At 33.9% G+C, this 16,715-nt stretch carries 12 protein-coding genes; all 12 read right to left on the reverse strand.

Features of this window, described 5'->3' with window-relative positions; translation table 11 throughout:
* Window positions 1–32 precede the first annotated feature (32 nt).
* A complete protein-coding gene (locus tag GQR94_RS22090) occupies window positions 33–1,076 on the reverse strand; it encodes a c-type cytochrome (RefSeq protein ID WP_233268552.1) in 1,044 nt (347 codons plus the stop codon).
* Between the two features lie 224 nt (window positions 1,077–1,300).
* On the reverse strand, window positions 1,301–1,918 hold the full coding sequence (locus GQR94_RS22095) for a hypothetical protein (RefSeq protein ID WP_158979305.1): 618 nt from the start codon (window positions 1,916–1,918) through the stop codon (window positions 1,301–1,303).
* A 165-nt stretch (window positions 1,919–2,083) separates the two neighbouring features.
* Window positions 2,084–6,133, reverse strand: coding sequence for a hybrid sensor histidine kinase/response regulator transcription factor (locus tag GQR94_RS22100; RefSeq protein WP_158979307.1), 4,050 nt, complete (start codon window positions 6,131–6,133; stop codon window positions 2,084–2,086).
* 518 nt (window positions 6,134–6,651) lie between these two features.
* Entirely contained in the window at window positions 6,652–8,247 is a 1,596-nt protein-coding gene (locus tag GQR94_RS22105; protein ID WP_158979309.1) for a bifunctional aspartate transaminase/aspartate 4-decarboxylase, read from the reverse strand.
* 19 nt (window positions 8,248–8,266) lie between these two features.
* Entirely contained in the window at window positions 8,267–9,964 is a 1,698-nt protein-coding gene (aspT, locus tag GQR94_RS22110; RefSeq protein WP_158979311.1) for an aspartate-alanine antiporter, read from the reverse strand.
* A 27-nt stretch (window positions 9,965–9,991) separates the two neighbouring features.
* On the reverse strand, window positions 9,992–11,251 hold the full coding sequence (locus GQR94_RS22115) for a DcaP family trimeric outer membrane transporter (RefSeq protein WP_158979313.1): 1,260 nt from the start codon (window positions 11,249–11,251) through the stop codon (window positions 9,992–9,994).
* Window positions 11,252–11,696: 445 nt separating this feature from the next.
* On the reverse strand, window positions 11,697–12,635 hold the full coding sequence (locus GQR94_RS22120) for an NADP-dependent oxidoreductase (RefSeq protein ID WP_158979315.1): 939 nt from the start codon (window positions 12,633–12,635) through the stop codon (window positions 11,697–11,699).
* Between the two features lie 23 nt (window positions 12,636–12,658).
* Entirely contained in the window at window positions 12,659–13,516 is an 858-nt protein-coding gene (budA, locus tag GQR94_RS22125; RefSeq protein WP_158979317.1) for an acetolactate decarboxylase, read from the reverse strand.
* Window positions 13,517–13,548: 32 nt separating this feature from the next.
* On the reverse strand, window positions 13,549–14,172 hold the full coding sequence (locus tag GQR94_RS22130) for a putative quinol monooxygenase (RefSeq protein ID WP_158979319.1): 624 nt from the start codon (window positions 14,170–14,172) through the stop codon (window positions 13,549–13,551).
* Between the two features lie 29 nt (window positions 14,173–14,201).
* Window positions 14,202–15,050, reverse strand: coding sequence for a hypothetical protein (locus GQR94_RS22135; protein ID WP_158979321.1), 849 nt, complete (start codon window positions 15,048–15,050; stop codon window positions 14,202–14,204).
* Window positions 15,051–15,053: 3 nt separating this feature from the next.
* Window positions 15,054–15,983: an alpha/beta fold hydrolase gene (locus GQR94_RS22140; protein ID WP_158979324.1), complete on the reverse strand. Its 930-nt coding sequence runs from the start codon at window positions 15,981–15,983 to the stop codon at window positions 15,054–15,056.
* Between the two features lie 22 nt (window positions 15,984–16,005).
* On the reverse strand, window positions 16,006–16,659 hold the full coding sequence (gene nfsB, locus GQR94_RS22145) for an oxygen-insensitive NAD(P)H nitroreductase (protein WP_158979326.1): 654 nt from the start codon (window positions 16,657–16,659) through the stop codon (window positions 16,006–16,008).
* Window positions 16,660–16,715: the final 56 nt, after the last annotated feature.

Here is a 16,715-nt window from a genome sequence, read left to right on the forward strand (position 1 = left end):
GTTTTGTGTTTTGTGTTTCCATATTACATTATTTATTTAGATTTAATTATGTTGTATTCTCGTTTATAAAATTCCAGTATAGGTAGAAATGGTCCCAGTTGATGTTGATGAATTGGAAAGGAATCTGCATAGGGTGGATAAGGGGTAGATACCGGTTTTCTTATTAGATCGGGAAAATCTTTCTCACTATTAAGTTTAAAAGGCCTTTTTTGTTGATTGATAAAGCCTGCTACATCATATGCCTCCTCGTCTGTAAGTACAGGAGCTTCATAGGTTGTCCCAAAAGGCATGTTTGCTTTTATGAATTGAGCAGCAGTAATCACTCGATTCATGCCTGCTCCATTATTATAAGAATCTGCTCCCCATAATGGCGGGTATTTATAGGTAAGAAGATCTGACTTCATTTCTCCTTCTCCATTTATACCGTGACATGTAACGCAGGTAGACTTAAAAATTTGCTTTCCGTTTTGTAAATCAACTTTTCGGTTAGGTATATGAATAGATACAAATCCTTGTCCTTTAATATTTCCATCTTCAGGAGCTAATCTACTTAGCCATTCTAAATAGGAAACAAAAGCCTTCATTTCATTCCCTTTAATCGGCAACACTTTGCCATTCATGCTGCGCTCCATACAGCCATTAATCCGTTCTTCAATAGTACCGATCTTATCTTCTCTTCCTCTATACTGGGGAAATCTATTTAGTATACCAATTAAAGGCGCTGCATATAATTTCGTGCCCGCTTGTAAATGACAATTATTACAGGCTAAGCGATTACCCGCATATACATTATTTTGGTTTCCATTGTTTGGCCCTATAAATTTGGGTGTATTTATAAAAAGTTCATACCCGTATTTTACAGCATCATTCTCAACTGTATTTGCTAATTGTGATACATCATATATTGTTTCAATAGGATGAAGTTTTATTTCCAATCTCTCTTTTGGAGCTTTTGCATGCACCTCTGTATCAAAATAAAATACAAGAGCAATTATCAGTACAATAGCCATCAAACTACAGCAAAATGTAACTTGAAGCTTTAATTTTTTAAATAGGTATGAGGTTACATCATTCATACGCAAAGGATTGTTTCTAATTATTGTTTTATATTTTGTTAGGGAGGAATACTACAATTTTAGGTACTTTTCGTTCTAAGCACTTTCACTATATGTGCAATTATTAGCAGTATTTGTGAATGGGTAAAAAATGGTATTTAAATAAATAGTATTCTGGAAAAATATATGCCTTCCAGAATATTATTTTAGTTCTAAAGTAATGTTGTAATTACCAGATAAGACTACTAATCTAATAACCCGAGATGATCCATTAACGCTTTATATGACATTCCAGAAAGCTGAGATCTACTGTTTTTTCCTGATATAGAAGAGGGTGGTACTATGAAAATTTTGAACTTAGTAAACGTAGTAGTTGTCGTACGAAGATTACCATCAAGATCGTAAACACTTACCATATAATTAGAATCAAATGAAGTTGAAGCGCCTTCGATAACCACATTTGTTTCAAAATCTCCGTTATGACTTAATCCCGGAACAGGAATCCACTGTGTAACTTCAAGAAGTCCACCGCTTTCACTCGTCTGAAAAAATATTCTAGCATAATAACCTAAGAACAAATTGTTATCTAAATCATTTCCGGTAATGCCTGGCATAAGAAATGATGTTGTTCCTGTGAAGGTTCTTGCCTCAAATTCAAGTAACTGAACATTGGCATTCCCATCCACTCCATCCACTCCATCCGAACCATCTATACCATCGGTTCCATTTAACCCGTCTATACCATCCGTTCCAGAAGTACCTTGTGGACCCGTGAGACCTGTATCTCCATCTTTGGAGCAAGAGCTTGCTATTAGTGCGAAAAATAAGAAGCCATAAGTAAAAAATTTCATTGTAGTTTTCATAATTATATTGTTTTATAATGATTATGATACAATGATATTACGTTTACCTAAAAACGATTTTCACCATTTTCTCCATTCCTAGAAGTAATTATGAATTGAAAATAAAAAACGTTCACTATTCTTGCAAAGAATTGCTTTACATTTAATCAAATAACTAAATAACAGTTACTTACAAAAATCACTAGGTGCAAATCCAAATTCCTCCTTAAAAGCCCTGCTAAACCAAGAAGGATCGTTAAAACCAGTATCATATGCAATCTCTGAAATAGTTTTATCTGTAGTTTTAATTAGTTCTTTGGCTCTTTGCAAACGAACGGAACGGATAAATACCGCTGTAGATTTATCGGTAATAGCTTTTAATTTTCTGTAAATCTGTGACTCGCTTAAATGTAATTTATGGGCAAGTTCTGCCGAACCGAAAGCAGAGTTACTAATATCGTCCTGTATAAATTGTATGACCTTCTGAAGAAATTTTGTTTCTGGGCTTTCACGACGTCCTAAAACATTGATAAGTCCGTCTTTTTGAATTTTATCAATTAATTTCTTGCGTACTAAAACCAATTGATCTAATCGGATGAATAATTCTTTCTCGCTAAAGGGTTTCGCCAAATAGGCATCTGCGCCATACGAAAGACCCGCTAATCGATCCTCGGTAGTTACTTTAGCTGTTAGCAGTATAATGGGGATATGATCTGTACGCTCGTCAGCTTTTAATGTAGTACAAACTTCATAACCATCTTTGCTAGGCATCATCACATCTGATATTATAATGTCTGGAATATTCTCAAAAGCCATTTTAATACCCTCAACACCATCCAATGCATGTATCGTTTGATATTTTTCAACAAGACAAGTTTTTAGGTAATGGGCTACATCCACATTATCTTCAATAATGAGCACAAGAGGTAATTTAGAAGGGGCAGCTTTATATGTAAGTTCTTTTTTAACTTCAGGAGGTGTTGTTTTTAAAGTAAGGTTTGAAGATAGTACCGTTTCTTCTGTTTTTACTGCGTTATTGGTCACAGGAATATGTACGATAAATGTGCTTCCTTTTCCTAAACTACTTTCTACTCGGATAGTACCTTTCATGAGTATAATAAATTCTTTACACAAAGAAAGTCCTATTCCTGTTCCTTTTTGTTGACCAACAGAAGAACCTCCTACTTGGTAGAATCGATCAAACAAATGAACGATATCGGCTTCTGCCAAACCAAGTCCATTATCTTGTATTTTCAGAACTAGATAGGCAGTCTCTTTTTGAATTATTCTGTTAAGATGAACAATAACTTTACCCGTAGTATTTGTAAACTTTATAGCATTTGAAAGAAGATTGGAAACAATTGAAGCTACTTTATTCACATCAATATCCATTTCTAGGGCATCAATCTCAGCATACACTATTAAACTTATTTCTTTTGAGGCTGCAAGTGAATGAAAGCTTTCACAGAGGTATTTAATAAACGGAATACTATCAATCTGTACTAAATTAAGCTCCATTGCACCATTTTCTAGTTTTGCCAAGTCTAACATTTCATTCACCATTTTTAATAAACTTTCTCCATTTCTTTCTATCATTGACAATGAATATTCATCAGAGACTGAAATCTTATTTTTGGTATTCTTTTTTAAATTTTGGGTCATTCCTAAAATTACGGTAAGTGGTGTTCTAAATTCATGCGTAATACTCGTATACAGACTACTTTTTAAACTGCTAACTTCTTTTAATCTAATACTTTCTGCTACAGCTAATTTTCTTGAAAGCTTAAAACGATAAAAATAATAACCCAATGTTGCCGCTGTGATTATGTATACCATATAGGACCACCATGTTGCCCACCAAGGAGGTAAAATAGTTAAGTTCATTTTTAGTGGCTCCTGGTCCCATTCTTCCCCCCGAGAAAAACCAGTTATTTCTATAGTATAACTACCCGTTGGAAGATTTAAAAACTGAATTTCGGGTTCTTTTAAAAAGATCCATTCCGTATCCGTTGGTAATAATTTATATCCATATTCCACATTTTTATTAAGCCGGTAATCAATAGACGAGAATCGAAGAAAAAAAGGAAATTGGTTGTGTTTGAATTCTAGGTTTTTGGTTTTCTGCAATGATTGCTTTAAAATTGATTTATCATCTTTACTCACCTTCACCTTACTCCCTTTTACCTGTAACTCCGAGAAATACAAGTATTGAGGGGTATCAATTTGTTCTAGGTCATCAGGATGAAAATAAGTTACTCCTCCAATTCCTCCTAGGTAAATTAAGCCCTCCGAATCAGCGAATCTTGCATGTATATCAAATTCTTTACTCTGAATTCCATCTTCTATTCCAAACTGTTTAAAATTATTTTTTTCAGGATCATAGCGCACCAACCCATCATTAGTTCCCATCCATAGTCTTCCATAACCATCGTCTTGAATGCTGTATACAACGCCATTACTAAATTGTTTTTGTTGCGTCCATGATTTGAACTTTCGATTTCCCAAGTATTGACTAAATCCATTTCTTGTACCCAACCAAATACGCTCCTTTTTATCAATTAGAATGTCGTAGACTGAATTGTGTACCAAAGAATTTTCGTCATTCTCTATTTTAGAAAAATTATTAAATACTGGTTTTTCGTAGGCTGGGCTGCTAAAACTAAGCTCAGATAACCCAGATTGCGTGCCAATCCAAACCGTATTCTTTTTATCTACTTGAATACAATCCGCAAAGTCATTATTTAGAGAATTTTTAGTTGAAGGAGTATTTTTATATCTGATGATTTTATACTCGTTTTCATTATTAAATTCCAAACGAAAAACACCATGTCCATAGGTTGCTCCCCAAAGATTATTATTCTTGTCAAGAGCTATATCTTTTAGAAAATCTCCATTGATGGAATTATCATCTAAAGGATCATGATGAAAAACTGAAAATTTTGGATTGTCTGGATCAAAATTTTTAAGGTTAATCATATTTAGTCCTCGTGTGGTTGCCAACCATAACCGCTGATGAATACTATCTTTTACAATAGCCCTGACAACGGTACCGGAAAACCCATTGGGTTTATTTTGAGTATACTTAAAGTAATATGTTTTTCCTTTTCTTATTAAATTTAAACCACCATCAGAGGTACCTATCCATAAATCTTCCTGATCCTTAAATATGGAAAAAATAACATTGTCATTTAGTAAATGGTCTCCTTTAAGGTTTTTTGAAATATTTTTAAAATAAGGTTCTCCTAAATCAATTAGATTTGGATAATTGGCTGTACCCACTAACATTTGATTTTCTGATATTTTCAATAAGGTTTGAACAGTCCCATTACTGAGACCATTTTTTTTATCTTCAGAATATAAAATTCTTTTGAGAATTTTATGATGCACCCAATCAAAAAGATAAATTCCATTACCGCTCCCTATCCACACACTACTTTCGTCATTTTTTAAAAAAGACAAAACATGTTTCGTAGGTAATTCATCAGCTTTGTTAAGTGCTATTAATTTGAGCTTTTTATTTTCAATATCATAACTATAAAAACCAAAGTCGCCACCAACTAATACCTGATTTTTAGTTTTATAAAATGCTTGAACATTTCCTTGAATTTCAAAAATAGGTATAGGATCAGCTATTTTTGCTTCCGTTGGATCTAGACAATAAACGTTTCCATTATTTTCTCCTACCCATAACATATTTGTAGTATCAATAAAGATACCTGACACCGATTTCCCTTCTAAGTATCGCTCTTGCAAAAAATCCTTGTTATGAGTTGAACTTAATTTGTAAAGTCCCGTTAATCGTGAAGCTATCCAAATAGCATTTTCTTTGTCCTCTGCAATACCGGAAATGATCTCATTTTCTTCAGAAGATTCCTTTAATTTAATGCGATGAAAAACTTCTAAAACAGGGTCATAATAATTTAATCCATTACCAATTGTTCCTACCCAAATTTTGCCTGATACATCTTCAAGTAGTTTATTAATAAGGTTGCCAGAAAGCGTTAATGAATCTTGTTCGCTGTATTTGTAATGTTCAAATTTATTTCCATCAAATTTGTTTAACCCATCTTGAGTGGCTATCCAAATAAAACCTGAGTTGTCTAACAGAAGATCATTCGATGAAACTTGTGAAAGACCATCTTCTAAAGTGTAATATTTAATGATAGGATCTCTTTCTTGTGAAAAAATAGTATTAAAAGGAATCACAAACAATAGCAAGTTCACTATTTGAGACAAAAACTTTTTAGGTGATTTTATTAAGGAAAAATTTGTGTTTAGAGAGTTTAAATAAACTATTAAATTTAAAATAAAAACAAGAAAGAACTTTAAATGGGTAAAATCTTTATATCGTGTTTTTTTGGTTGAAAACATCTTTAAAAGATACTATAATTCATTTTAGACTTGTCCTCATTTTGTGTAGAATGCACAAAATCAAGTATCAAACGTCAAATAAATAATACTTAACCAAAATTCACTTTGGTTTGAAAACTAATTAAAAATAAAAAACCTGCATGTTGCAATTGATTTTTACACCAACCACAACATGCAGGTTAACAAACAAACTATACTTTTCTATTATAAATCCAATGCTTTGAACGGATATTCGCTTGGTTCTTTTGGGACAACCAACCAATGCACAGCTTTAAAAAAATTACATACAATAATCCATTAAACCGCCCTAAACTCTAGTTTTTAAATAATTTATAAAATAGTACTTTCCCATAATGTTTTATGCCATTACAATTAAAATACGCCTATTTTCCTTGATAAGCGTAATAATATTCATCAAGGATATCATTTATGAGGATGCTAATTTTCTCAAAGTCTTCAGCATAAGAATTGGCAAGTGAGAATCTTATAGTCCAATCAGGCCCATCAAAACCACCTCCTGGCATGGCTACAATAGATTCTTCTTCAGCCAAACGTATTACTGGATCTAAAGCATTGTAATTTTCACCAACCCATGTACTAAATTCTTCACTGTATTTATCTTTTGCTAAATTTAAGAAATCAACTAAAGAGTAATAATATGCAGCGTTTTTATTATCAGCAGAAATTAATGGGGTGCCAGGTAAATCTTTATATAACTTGTCATATCTATTTCTAACCAATTTTTTTACAGCTGTTTTATACTTGCCTTCTGTATCTATCAAAGTCGCTAAAGAAAATAGCGTCATTTGAATTTGTTGAGGCGTAGATAAACCAGCTGTGTGATTTAAAGCAACACTACGACTGTCTGCAATAAAACGATCTATCATTTTTATACCATCAGGATTTAAAGAAATTGTTTCATAACGCGCTCGCAATTCTATTTTATCTTCCTCTGGTAGCTTGGCAAGCATTTTATCAAAAATATTATTTTCATTAAGCGCTATTACTCCAAGTCTCCAACCTGTAGCACCAAAATATTTTGAAAAGGAATACACCAAAATCGTGTTCTCTGGTGCTTTGATTGCTAATGATGTAAAGTTCTCTGTAAAAGAGCCGTAAACATCATCTGTTAGCAAGATTAAGTCTTTTCTATCTTTTGCAATTTTTGCAATTTTATCCAAGGTTTCATCACTCAATTTAACTGAAGGAGGATTACTCGGGTTAACTAAAAAGAATGCCTTTATATTGGGATCTTTTAGTTTATCGATTTCAGCGTCTGGAATCTGCCAATTATTGTTCTCGTCAGCATTGATAAGAACCAGATTTAATTTATAATCATTTAATACGGGCATTTCGAAATACGGCGTAAATATTGGTGTACCAATTGCAATGGTATCTCCAGCTTTTAAGAACTTGTTTTCTTTCAATGAATTGAAAATGTATACCATGGCAGCTGTGCCTCCTTCTGTTGCAAAAATATCGTATTTTGATTCTGGAGTTGTATTTCCAGCACTCATTTCCTTCATTAAATAAGCATGAGTGATCGTTTCAGCATTCTTTAACATTCTTCCTGGTTCAGGATAATTGTTTCCTATAATACCATTGACCCATTCAAACATTAAATCGTCTGAATCCTCACTATAATTTTCTACTGCAAACTGAAATAAATCGTTCAGATAACGCAACCCTATTACATTCTTGTTTAAGGCTAAATAGGCTTGAAACCTTTTGGTAATACCGTCTTTATCTGTAATACCTCCAAAACCATCTAAATTCTGAAATTGTCTTTTACTTTCTTCTAAGCCAAAGAGACCTAGTTGAAAAAAGGCATCTCTAGGTTTTGTAGCGATCCAGTTAGGGTTACCTCTACCTGCATTAATCATTGAATGCTGGTGATTTGATTTTGCTAATTTTATTAATGTATCTTTTACTTCAAAAGGACTCAACGTGTTTAATTCTACTTCTTCTTGTTTTTTCATATTCTTATTTTTGAATGTTCTACGGAATTAACGCTATAATAACTGGACCCCATAATGTTAAAAATATATTTGCAACAGCATAGGTCATGGTAAATGTGGGCACAGGTGTTGCATTTTTGGTTTTGTCCAATAGAGCAGAAAATCCTGGATTAGAACTTCTACTACCCGTAAGTACTCCCAATGCTTCGACAGGGTTTTTGATTTTAAGTACATAATAATTAATTACGAATTGCACGATCATAGGTAGCATAGTTACCAAAATCCCTAAAAGAAACAAGGTTACGCCACTTTTCAAGATGGCTTGAAATGCAGGTGCTCCTGCATTTAAACCTACAATACCCACAAATACGGCCAAACCAATTGTTTGAATAAAATTGGCCGCTCCCACATTTATTCCACCTAGTTTTGGATATTTGGTTTTTAAAAACCCAATTAGCAAACCTGAAACCAAACAGCCCAGACCCGCACCCAATGCAAGTGATGTCCCATTTATTTCGAAACCAATTTGGCCAATTAAATACCCCACTACCATTCCCAATCCAAGGACAACAAAATCTGTGGTTTTAATTGATGGTGGCTTGTATCCAATTTCTTTCTCAATTCTATCCAAGTCCTTTTTCTTACCAACCAATTCAATTTCATCCCCTTTATGGATTTCCGTTTTATCTAAAACTGGCAATTGGTGAGACATTCTAGTAATGGATTTAATATAAACTCCATGTCTTTTATCTATATCCAATTTCTTCAAGACCTGTTCTAGCGTTAAACCTGTTAGTTTTTTATTGGTTGCGATTACGTGTCTTACTTCTTCTGTTAAGTCAATATTTGGCCCAAATTCTGAGATTTCTTCTCCGATGTTGAATCCTACTTTTGAAAATGCGGTAATTAAACCCGTAACGAATAAAATGTCGTCTTCATTAATTATTGTACTGGCACTAGGTTCCGTATTCTTTTTATTATTTATAATAAGTTCAACCGTTAAGTTAGAATTGAATTCTGTTTCAAATTCAAGAACACTTTTGTTTAAAAATTTAGACGTTTTTAAAATTTTATATACCCGAGTATCAATTCTTTTAATAGGATCAAATTCACCTTCTTCCAATTCTTTACTACCACCTAACTTTATAGCTAATTTTTTTGCTTCAGCCCTAATATCCCATTTCATGACGATTGGAATAATGGAAACCATTAATATGGGCCCAATAGAACCAAAAATATAAGTGATGGAGTAACCAACGGCAACATTCATTTTTAAATTTTTGGATACATCTACTGCTAACCCTAATTTATCTATGGCTTCTCCTGCCGTACCAATTATTGCAGATTGTGTTAAACCTCCAGCAGCTAAACCGGCGGCCATGCCTTTATCTAAGCCAAACCAAATAGCCAGTCCTAGAACGGCAAGAAGTCCCATAGCGGTCATTAAGAATGCTGCTAATAAATATTTAAGGGATGATATTTTTAAGGAAGCGAAGAATTGCGGACCACCTAAATACCCTACCATAAAAATAAATAAAGCGAAAAAAAGACTTTTTACTTCATCGCTAATTTCAATTCCACCGACTTGGCCGAGAATTACTGCGGCAATTAACGTACCTCCAACACCACCAAGTGAGAATTTTCCAATTTTGAATTTTCCTACAAAAAAGCCTATTGCAATCGCTAGAAATAGCGTGAAATAAGGGAAGTTTCTAAGTTGATCGTAAATAATATCCATAATTTTATATTGATTAGTTATTCTAGATTAAAGATGATAGATAGCCATAAACTGAGCGCGATACCCAATGCCATTATCTCCTAATTTATTTTGATTTTTTCCATAAATGAGTTCTACACCATAATCTATTCTATCTATAGGAGACCATATATAATTAACAGCTCCATAGGATGAAAAATCATACATTTCATCATTAGTGTAGTCTGAATTATCAATACTTGTAAAGCTAAATACAGCACTGGATGTAGCTGTTTTACTCCATGAATGTTTGTATGCCAAAAATCCTCCCATTGCGGGAATTGAAGTCATTTCACCATTCTCATTAGGAGCAGCATCCAAACCCTGTCCTCTCAAATCATTTATATAATATGCAATTCCTAATCCATATGTGTACCCGAACCTAACATCATCATTCATTTCATTTCGATTAAAAAATTTAATAATACCAGAAATTTCTGCACCTCCACCAGTCATACTTTTAATAGCACTAGAATTTGCATTTGTGTAGGACATGTTTTTTAAAATACCACTGATTCTAAGATTTCCCCATGCTCCTCCTTTTTGTATGTAACCAATTAAATCAGGTACATAGAGATACGCCATGGTATCATCCGGATTTGTATCAAAAGGAGTATAATCTTCACTATGAGTTTCCATAGCTACGGCATATGAATATTTATTGTTAATAACATGCGTATATCTAACCATGGGGTTTCTTGGACCAGTAATACTATTAGGCCCTTCAAAATCTACTTGTACAGGAAAAGCTGCTCCGTTTTTCATGGTACTCCATGTTTGCCCTATTAAAAATCCTTTGTATTCCCCATACGCATGTCTTAAATGAGGAACAAAACTGGTTTCCGCTTCTGTATTGAAAAAATCAATCTCTACATAAAGGTGCATTTTGTTTGAATCGGATATTTCGTACTCACCATCTACAGCTAGCCGCGTTTGTCTAGCATCTAAAAAACTACGTGGTTTTTCTTCACGCAAGGTTGGGTAAATTGGAATTTTACTGGGATAAAATTCACTTGTATTCTGAATGTTCCCTAAGTCAAGACCTCCAATTAGTTTTACATAACCAATGAAATCAAGAGCTATTTTTTTTGTCTTTCCAGACGCTCTAAAACCAGCTCTTTCACTTTTAATTTTGATAGGGTCTTGAACATCTTTGTGTGTTACAAGTAACGTATCTGAAATATTCTTTTGATCCTTACTTTGTGAAAAAGCATTTGCTGCTATCATAGAAATACATAGCATGAGTATTCGTCTAAAACTATTTGGCATTTGTTGGTATTTAATTGACTTATATAAATCTGTTTGAATGTGATTTGAACTATTCTATTTTTCCTAAATGGTAATACTGTTAAACTTTATATACTTAACTTATAAATAAAGATTCACCGTATATCCTGCTTTGACGTTAATTCAATAAGAACTTTGTTCGTGTTTTTTTTAACAAACACAGAGCAGCTCCAAAGATTTCTACGACAAAATTATCCCTATAGAGAAGTAAAGAGCATGATCTACATCAGTCTTAAAAAAATGGCTTAATTAAGTATTTAATTAGTTATTTATTAGTGGCGAAGTCAAATTATATTTTTCCCATTTATTCTTTCGAACCTTCTGTTTCACAAGTCTTTAAATAGCTACAAAGAATTCTTATTTAACATAAAAGGAAATAACTAGTGCCCCAATCTTACGAATTGGATGTAATAAAATTGGGAAAACTTTATAGTTTAACGATTACTTTACCCACTGTTCTTCCTTTTTCAACTTCAGTATGGGCGGCAGCCATATCTTCAAAAGCAAACGTTTTGTAAATGTTTGGTTTAATGCTACCGTTTTCTAGCATTTTTTTTAAGGTGTTCATATCTTCAGCACTAGAGTGTACTAAAATGTCTGAAACGGTTTTGTGTTCCTTTTTGGCTGACGCTTTTACATCATCTATGTCCATACCTAACGTTGTATAAGCTGTACCACCAGTTTTCAAGACTTTTACGGAATTTTCTAATACTTCGCCACCTTGCGTATCTAGCACAAAGTCGATATCAGATAAAATTTCTTCAAACTTCTGAGTATGATAATCAATTGCGTTATCTGCTCCAATAGACGTAACAAATTCGCTGTTTTTTGCCGAGGCAGTAGTATTCACAAAAGCTCCCATTGCTTTTGCAATTTGAATAGCAAAATGACCAACACCACCAGAACCTGCTTGTATAAGTACTTTATTTCCTTTATTTATCCTTCCTTCCAAAATTTGCAGTGCAGTTAAAGCAGCTAAGGTTGTAGCTGCAGCTTCTTCAAAAGAGACGTCGTCTGGCATTGTAGCTAAATGTGCTTCTGGCGCAGCAACAAATTCCGCGTAAGCGTTACCTACCCCAGGAAAATTCACCATACCAAAGACCTTGTCGCCTACCTTTATATTGGTAACATCAGCACCGACTTCTGTAACGGTTCCTGCTATGTCCCAGCCTAAAATTACAGGTCGTTTTTCTCCGTACATCATATTCAGCATCTTATCTTGATACTTTGGTTTTACATCTGCCGGGTTTAATGAAATAGCCTTTACCGCTACTAATACTTCGTTATCTTTTATACTTGGTTTTGCTACTTCTGCTAAGTGAAGGTTTTCTGGTCCTCCTGCTTTTTCTAATACTATTGCTTTCATAGTGTGCGTTTTTCTGTTGAATTTTATTTTCCGTTTTGCTTTGCGGTTGCTTTTGGTGAAGCACCCTGCTTTAACGTTTTGTTTCTGAATTTTTCGGTTTGAGGAAGTTGTAATTTTACTTGGTTTATTTCTTGAATTTCTACATGAAGTTTATCAAACTTGATATCTTCTAAATGCCCTCCCAGTGTTATATCTTCAGATAAAAAGTGAAAGTGCATTCCCGGTATCACTACGTTTCCAATATAATCTGGCGTAAATAAGCCTACTAAAGTTCCTTTAATATTATCTCTAGTATACATTACCCTTGTATCTAAATATTCAAATAGAGAAACATCTTCATTTTCTAATTTATGTGCCGATGCCATTTTTAGATATCCAAACTCTCCTTTAATTCTGTAGGCATAAAAACTATTTTTAGAAGTAGAGTATTTTTGAAGTTCTTCGTTTAGTGCTTCGTATGAAGTAATGTTTTCAACGGTTACCGTTTTTTTGGGTTGAAAATTTATCATCGTCATATTAGGCGATTCTAAATTCTCTGGAGCCTCTTTAATTCCGCCTTCCGCATCAATAGTATATACGACACCATCTACAGCAACCAGCTCACCTGCTAGGTGATTTACGGTACCAATACCGATATTACCTTGCTGTACCATTTGTTCTGGCGTAAAATCACCTTCATATATACTGTTTAACAATGCAACCGTTGGCGCATATTGATGAATGGTGTTTTCCGTATGTGGTGCTAATCCGTTTTCATCTACGTTGTGTGGATGCGGATGTTCGTGATTTTGAGTTTCTGTAGTTGAAACTGCTTCTTTTTTGTCCTGATTTCCGCAGCTTGCTAAAATTGCCAAGGAAACTAATAGAATTGCTTTTTTCATAATAGTGCTCTTTAGTTGAATATTGATTTCTCTTAAATTTCTGTAACGAAATTCATATACTGCTTTAAGTCACCAATGACAGCTTCTTCCATTAGTTTGCCTGTTTTTACTGCATAAGGTTGATTAAAGTGAATGTCCCAAATATCAGATTCTTTTCTCCAATGCTCGTAAACTGCTAGGGTATCTTCTTGATTATCTACTGTATATAAATCAAAAAGGATGTTGCCTTCTTCCTCTTTTCTTGTGTGGGTAATGTGATCTTCAAACTGTTCAATAAGTGCTTCTCTAAATTCGGTTCTTAGTTTAAAAATGAAGAAAATTATAAATACTTCATCTTCAGAATTTGCAGATTTAGAATGATCTGGAAGCTGATTTGTATCGCCTAAAAAGTAGAAATCAGGAGCCGACTGTAGGGCGATCTGTCCTACTTCCACTAACTTTTTGGTGTGTGGTTCGTTATCGTGAGATGAAATAGCAGCTTTGTCTGCCCAACGTTCGTAAACAAAAAACACATTGTCTTCTGCTTTAGATACAAATACTTTAATCTCTTTATTTCCAGCTTCTTTTTGGGTTGCAGCTTGTGCTTCTTTAAGCGTTGACGCAAACGTATCTTTGTGTTCTGGTTTTGCTGTAAATTTTACTATTGTACTTTTCATAATAATGTTCTTTATAATTGAAGTATCTTTTATTTTAATGGAGTAAGTGGCACTTTTTGAATGATTGTAGCTTCTTTTATTTTTGCAAACCTGTCATTTGGATTATCCTGTACAATCCAATGGTGCGCGGTAGTTGCAGTTAATTTTTGACCCTCTTTTGTCATGCCTTTCCAAACAAAATCTACCTTGACTTCATATTCATTTTCTGAAATTACTTTTACCGTAAAGTTCTCTGGGAAATGACTGCTTTCCTTCAATTGTTTTGGTGTACCATTTAACCATTGTTCTAATTGCTTTATGGTAACAATAGGTTCGCTATTTGTTAAAAAATTAAGTTTAAAACCTTCTGCTAATAACTCTTTAAAAGGCGCAACATTACCATCTAACTGTTCCATATTTAAGAGCCAGTAGTGCATAAGAGATAACATTCGGTTTTCTGGATAAGCATCCTCAAACGTTGGGTCTTTAATCTCGCCAGAAGGCTTAATATTGATTTCTGTAAATACAGGTAAAAGTGCACCAGGAACCTCTTTTAAAAATGTGCTGTAATGCAAAGGATAACTATCATTAGAACCGTCTGACTTTAAATTTTGATATATAATATCAGCTTCTAAATTAACAGTACCGTCCTCTAATTTATTAACTGCTATATTTTGAATATGATGCGCATTTTTCCATTCTTTATAAACTTTTAATCTTTCAGGATAATTTTCTTTGCCTTGCATTTCTCCAGCTGCAGATTTCATTTTTATATCATCTGCTAAAATTTCTAACTGATTTTCTAGTCGCTGTTTGTTTTCAAAATCACGTTCATAAAAAAGATACCAACGGTGATATTGTACGATAGCTGCGTGAACAATTTTTGTATCTGTTTCCATAATTTATTTAGTTTTAGAAATGAATTTTTTAATATCATTAGCTACTTCTTCCGGAACTTCTAATTGTGGAGAGTGCGATGCGTTTTCAATAACTACTAGCTTCGCATTGGGGATGTGGTCTCTGTAGTATTCAGCCACGTTAAAACTTACTACTTCATCATGTTTGCCCTGTAATACTAATGTTGCTGCTTTAATGGATTGAACATCATCTTTAAGATTGAAATATTTTCCGTTTTTAATTGCAGGAATTAAAGAACCATCAACAAAATCTTTACTGTTGTTAACCGTTTCAATCATATAATCTGCTATTGGACTTGGGAGGTCCGGCACTTTATAAAAGACGCGCGAAAGCACAGCTTCCAATTCTTCTTTGTTTTCAATCTTCTTACCAAAACCACCATACACAACGTGGTCATCTATTTTAATACCCGCAGCATCTAGTAAGATCAGATTGCTAAGGTCATTAGGATATTTAATGGCATATGCAGCAGCGGTATGTCCGCCCATTGAGTTACCAACAAGGTTAAATTGACTCACGCCAAGTTTTTCTAAAAAGGACTTCAGAAAAGTTGCTTGTCCGTCTATGGAGTAATCAAGTCCTTCTTTTCTTTCATTTTCACCGTGACCCGCTAAATCGGGTAGAATTAAATGATAATCTTCTGATAAAAATTTAGCCGTTTGTAAAAAACTACTTTTATCATCTCCCATCCCGTGAACAAGAACAAAGCCTGGCTTATCATCTTCCCCTTCACTTTCATAGAAATGAACTGTGTAGCCATTTATTTCAATCGTTTTTTTCTCAAGACTGGCAGCACGAGCATAACTGGCATTGGTTTGGTCTACAAGAACCTTTGGAAAGAAGAAGTATATGACCGCTACAGCAATCACTAATACTCCAATAATTCCACCAATGATTTTTAAAAGCTTCTTCATATTTTTTAGGTTTTAAGATTGATTATAACTGAGTAATAACTGTTTCTTCAGGAAACCTTGACTTTGGTAATTTTGCATTAAAGTCACTGTCTTTTCTATAACCTAAAGACACAACCGCTAGAGCGGTGAAACCTTTTTCGCGTAAGCCAAACTCTTCATCTAAGGCTTTTACGTCTACACCTTCCATTGGACAAGCATCAATACCTAAGGTAGCTGCACCTAATAAAAATGCGCCCATATTTAAATACACTTGCTTTTCCATCCAGTGTGGTAAATCTTTAAGGTCGTAGCGGTGAATATTTGCAAATAACATACGACCACCGTGCATTTGATCTTTAAACTCTTGTGCTGCAAAGCGACCATCTTGGTCTTCTTGCTCCAAAATGCTATTCATATAGTCTTCGTCTGCATCTGTGCGAGCTGCGATAACAATTACGTGAGATGCGTCTAAAACTTTTGGTGTGTTGAATTTGAAAAACCCTTGTGTCCCTTTTGCAATTCGCTCTTTACCTTCTTGAGTATCTGCTATTAAAAAATGCCACGGTTGTAGGTTCACGCTAGAAGGACTTAAACGCAATACATCTTTTATTTGTTGAAAATCTGAATCTGATATTTTTTTAGTTGCATCAAATTCTTTTGCAGAGTATCGGTGGTTTAATATTTCTGTTAGATTCATTTTACTATTATTTAACTTGTTGATTTATAATACTATCAAAATTATAGTGCAAATGT

The sequence above is a fragment of the Cellulophaga sp. L1A9 genome, from assembly GCF_009797025.1.
Classification (GTDB): domain Bacteria; phylum Bacteroidota; class Bacteroidia; order Flavobacteriales; family Flavobacteriaceae; genus Cellulophaga.

What these genes read in the sequence shown, in the direction of transcription:
- GQR94_RS22115 (WP_158979313.1), bottom strand. Translation starts at nt 11,251, where the DNA reads ATGCCAAATAGTTTTAGACGAATACTCATGCTATGTATTTCTATGATA.
- nfsB (WP_158979326.1), bottom strand. Translation starts at nt 16,659, where the DNA reads ATGAATCTAACAGAAATATTAAACCACCGATACTCTGCAAAAGAATTT.
- GQR94_RS22090 (WP_233268552.1), bottom strand. Translation starts at nt 1,076, where the DNA reads ATGAATGATGTAACCTCATACCTATTTAAAAAATTAAAGCTTCAAGTT.
- GQR94_RS22140 (WP_158979324.1), bottom strand. Translation starts at nt 15,983, where the DNA reads ATGAAGAAGCTTTTAAAAATCATTGGTGGAATTATTGGAGTATTAGTG.
- GQR94_RS22120 (WP_158979315.1), bottom strand. Translation starts at nt 12,635, where the DNA reads ATGAAAGCAATAGTATTAGAAAAAGCAGGAGGACCAGAAAACCTTCAC.
- budA (WP_158979317.1), bottom strand. Translation starts at nt 13,516, where the DNA reads ATGAAAAAAGCAATTCTATTAGTTTCCTTGGCAATTTTAGCAAGCTGC.
- aspT (WP_158979311.1), bottom strand. Translation starts at nt 9,964, where the DNA reads ATGGATATTATTTACGATCAACTTAGAAACTTCCCTTATTTCACGCTA.
- GQR94_RS22135 (WP_158979321.1), bottom strand. Translation starts at nt 15,050, where the DNA reads ATGGAAACAGATACAAAAATTGTTCACGCAGCTATCGTACAATATCAC.
- GQR94_RS22095 (WP_158979305.1), bottom strand. Translation starts at nt 1,918, where the DNA reads ATGAAAACTACAATGAAATTTTTTACTTATGGCTTCTTATTTTTCGCA.
- GQR94_RS22130 (WP_158979319.1), bottom strand. Translation starts at nt 14,172, where the DNA reads ATGAAAAGTACAATAGTAAAATTTACAGCAAAACCAGAACACAAAGAT.
- GQR94_RS22105 (WP_158979309.1), bottom strand. Translation starts at nt 8,247, where the DNA reads ATGAAAAAACAAGAAGAAGTAGAATTAAACACGTTGAGTCCTTTTGAA.